This is a genomic window from Sphingobacterium sp. UBA6645, assembly GCF_002455685.1.
In the GTDB taxonomy this organism is placed as follows: Bacteria; Bacteroidota; Bacteroidia; order Sphingobacteriales; family Sphingobacteriaceae; genus Sphingobacterium; species Sphingobacterium hotanense.
The window spans coordinates 76,534-80,520 of the sequence record NZ_DKLH01000023.1 but is presented as its reverse complement, the minus strand read 5'-3'; the positions used below and the strand labels follow the sequence as shown (position 1 = coordinate 80,520).

The following is a 3,987-nucleotide window of genomic DNA, read 5'->3' as shown; positions in this document are numbered from 1 at the left end:
CAATAACTTTCAGAAAAAAAGCAGCGGAGTCTTGTTCGGACTCCACTGCTTTCTTTTTTTATTTGGGGTGCTATTTTATTGAGATATCTGCACCCATAACTGTTTTATTATTTCTTGAAAGGTTATTCTGGTCGATAATTAAATAATCGGGTTTTATGGCTGGTAAATTAATTCCGAGTATCTGTAGTTGCAATGCTGTCATACCATCGGTAGTCGCAGGCGAGGAACCTTTTAAAGGGATTGTCTCACCGTAGCCGCCATTTTTTCCGAACGTACTGAAAGCTGTTGTTGGATCGAAGGCCTTTGTGCTAACTTTTCCTTCATAATCGTATACCTGAGTCGACAATATAGAAGATTTAATACTATATGATGCAAATGCTTGTCCTCCAAGCTCTAAACTACCTGTGCTTATATTTCCAGAAATGATGGAATTATATATGAACAAACTATTGTTACCAGCGGAAGCATTTTGAACGGCAAAACCACCAACTGCAGCGCTATTCATTCCTCCTTGATTTCCTGATACTGTCGAATTGATTAGGTTCATCTGTGTATCACCATACAATGCAATACCGCCTCCAAACCCGTTTCCACCTGCTTTGTTCCCATAGATTGTTGAATTGATGACATAAAACAACGATTTTTCACGTGCATAAATACCGCCCCCAACAGCGTTGGAGCCTAAAGCACCAGCAACATTGTTTGCTATGGTGACGTTGTAAAGAATATTCACGCTTTCGACTGAAGAGTTGAGGCTATACAATCCTGCTCCAACTCCCCCTGTCCTATTTCCAAGAATCTCTGAATCAATCAGCTGTAATTTCGAACCGTCATTCCAAATACCCCCGCCGTTAGAAGCCGCAATTGTAGAGTAGTTATTTGTAATACTCACGTTCTTCATAAGAACGTCGGCCGCAGCTGTGATATAGATTCCTGGATTGTGATTAAATGAACTATTATCGGTAACTTTCATATTCTTCATCTCGACGACAGACCCTGCAATTAGGATACCTGCTCCGTGCTGACGACTTATATTTATACCATTTACTGCTACTGAGCCCGTACCACCAGCTTTCCCTTTAGTAATCGTAAATCCGTCTAATTCTACTTTATGACCGTTACTTTTTGGAGCTACAATTGTTAGTACATGGGTCGCGCGGTCGTCGCCGTTCAATTCAGTTTTGTTGTTGGCATTAGCAGCTGCACCAGTAGTAGCCTGAGCAGGATAACCACCAATTAGTTTCACATTCTGTGCGATTTCGAAGGTGATATCCCCCGCTTGTGAGCCACCCGATAAATTAACCACAGGTTTATAAACACCTGCTGCTACATGAATAACATCACCATTCTGCGCATCTTTTAGGGCCATATCTAGAGTGGTAGCTTTCTCCCATGACAAACCATCAGAATTTGAACTTGCACTTGATTTCACGTAAAAATGCTTTACTTCAGTCGATACCTCTCCAGCCTTTTGAACAATCGTTAAGCTAGTTTTTACGTCATCAGTGATATAAGCTTCAACCATGCCAGTACGTTCGCTGAGTTCTCGGTTTCTTGCCACTATTATTTGAACTGTACCGGATTCCAAACTGTTCGCTTTAATAAAACTAATCCAACTGCTTGCCGTTTTTAATCTAAATGGTAGATTCGACTGGACTGCTATTTCGATTGTATCGAGTTGACTTGAAACCTCTAAATTGTTCTTTTCGAAAGAAATAGTCCCATTTTCTGGGGCAAAACTCTTAAGATCAAGCTTTTGACAAGAGGTCAAGCAAATTAGTAACACGACTAACAACTGCGTTAATTTATAGACTTTCATTGACTTATTTTTTGATAATTAATATACCATTGGCGACAGCGCGCTCCATTCCACCGTTATCCGATGGCCAATTTCTAATTTCAAATCTATCATCCGTAAAGTTTGGAGTGTTACGGACGAAAAATGTGCTTGAGCCACCGCCATCCAAGTTTATGGCGTCGTAAGCACCCATGGCCTTTAAACATTTACCAAGTTCATCATAAGCCATTCCGTTTGAATAATGAAAGCGACGTCCGTCAACAACCAAAATATAAACTTTGCTGCCATCTTGAGAAACACCAATAGCAGTACGAGGCTCTAATGTTGCGTTTGTCTGTGTAGATAGTATCCCATTATTGATAAGAGTTACTCTTCCCCCAACAGCTTCCTGAATTTCTCCTTTCACATTCTCATAGTCGTCTTGATCACCGACAAAGGCCTTGCCGTTTTTAAGGATAGCAAAAAACGTATTAATTCCATCCGTGACGCTAGTTTTAATTGCTATTCCCTCCTTATATAGAATTCCCTGAGGCGTCCCATTCGAAGTATTAAAGAAATCAGCGTTGATCCCAGCCCAAACTTCGTGTCCTTCAGAATCTTCAAAAGTTGCCTGCTTTGTCATTTGTTGCATGCCGTACTGCGGAGAGTTGTTCGGCGTAGATACCTCCATTCCAATATTTGGCTTAGTCAAGTCTACTTCAAATGTGAATATTGTTTTTGCTAGGCCGGTATGCGATATATAGGATATCTCAGATGCTGTAATTCCTTCTTGAACCGTGTAAGACGTATCCTTCTTAATATGTACAAAAAGATTTGTTCCGCTAACTAACTTCTTCGCAACATCCGTCGTAGGATTCAAGCTGAACTGATCCTCGACCTTGATAAATTCGTCTTTATTGCTGCATGCACCTAATAAGGGTACAATAAGTAGCGATAAATATATTGATTTTAACTTATTCATGATTTGATAATTAGTATCCAGGATTTGGTGCTAAATTAGTGTTTCTTTGTAATTCGCTTCCCGGTATTGGTAGTAAAGTTTGATAGTTTAAGATGCCCAGAGTGCTTACAGCTTTACCTGTCCGCACCAGATCGTAGAAACGAAAGTTCTCCCCTAGCAGTTCCATTTGCCGTTCTTTCAATACAGCATCTAAAAAATCTGCTTCTGATGATGGGTTAATGCTTGGCAGCCCTCTGTAGTTTCTAAGTTGGTTTAGACGAGTTAATCCATTTTGAAGCCCCTGTGCTTCTGCAGAAATCAAATACATCTCTGCAATTCTCGAAATAATGACTGGATCACGACCAGTTTGTCCACTTGGATATTTGTTGACACATTCAGTACCCGCTATATTTATTATTGTCATTGCACGACGTTTATCTGAAGGGGCAAATAAATTCACCGTTTTTTCGGTGATTCGATAATTACCTTGTCCTTTGTTAGGATGGGCGTATGAATAAAACAAATCAGAAATATTAATGGAAGACTCTTCCGAGAGATTCTCAAAGGCGAAGATAATTTCATTATTCGCTTGCTTTCGGAATATCTTCTCAAAACTATCCAAAGCGTACTTTCCAGAGGTTATTAATTTCTCAGCAGCTTGTGCAGCCTCTGCCTTTTTGCCCTGCGCCAAATATACACGGGCTTGCAATGCGGTAATAGCATCTGCAGAAACATAATAATACGAGTCGGCAACGCTGAGTAGATTTGAAGATTCTTTCAAATTTTGCTCTATAAACGCCCAAACATCAGCCTGTGCAGTACGAAACGGCTTGTCAAGCGTATTTTCATATAGTAGAGGTACATCTCCCCAACGCGTTACTAGATTGTAATAATTTAATGCTCGGAAGTAATATGCTTCGCCCAAAGTTTTATTCCTTACGGCGCTTGCTTCTTGCTTATTACAAATGTCAATAACATTATTCACTTGATAAAGCGAACTGTAATATCCGTTCCAGCCACGTGAGATTACAGAGTTTAACGGCGATAAAGTGCTAGTAATTAAGTTTAAAGGTGACGCGTTTGCCCCGGTTTGCAGGTCGCCACCTAACAAATCAAAAAGAATAAAATTATGTACACCGGGATCATTCTGCATGTTGTTATACATACCAATACGCAGCGCCGGTATATCACTTTCTTTCACAGCATCAGGCGACATCGCCGAATGTGAATATAAATCAAGCTGATTTCC

Annotated in this window: 3 protein-coding genes; all 3 read right to left on the bottom strand. The window is 40.2% G+C overall.

Going from position 1 to position 3,987, the window contains the following annotated elements; all coding sequences use genetic code 11:
* Nucleotides 1-70: 70 nt before the first annotated feature.
* Nucleotides 71-1,819, bottom strand: a complete 1,749-nt coding sequence (locus B2400_RS04395) for a hypothetical protein (RefSeq protein ID WP_293931220.1) — start codon at nt 1,817-1,819, stop codon at nt 71-73.
* A 4-nt stretch (nt 1,820-1,823) separates the two neighbouring features.
* Nucleotides 1,824-2,759 (bottom strand): phosphodiester glycosidase family protein, encoded by a 936-nt coding sequence (locus tag B2400_RS04390; RefSeq protein WP_293931218.1) that lies wholly within the window; start codon nt 2,757-2,759, stop codon nt 1,824-1,826.
* A 10-nt stretch (nt 2,760-2,769) separates the two neighbouring features.
* Nucleotides 2,770-3,987 (bottom strand): RagB/SusD family nutrient uptake outer membrane protein (locus tag B2400_RS04385; protein ID WP_293931215.1); only part of this gene is annotated, 1,218 nt, incomplete at its 5' end.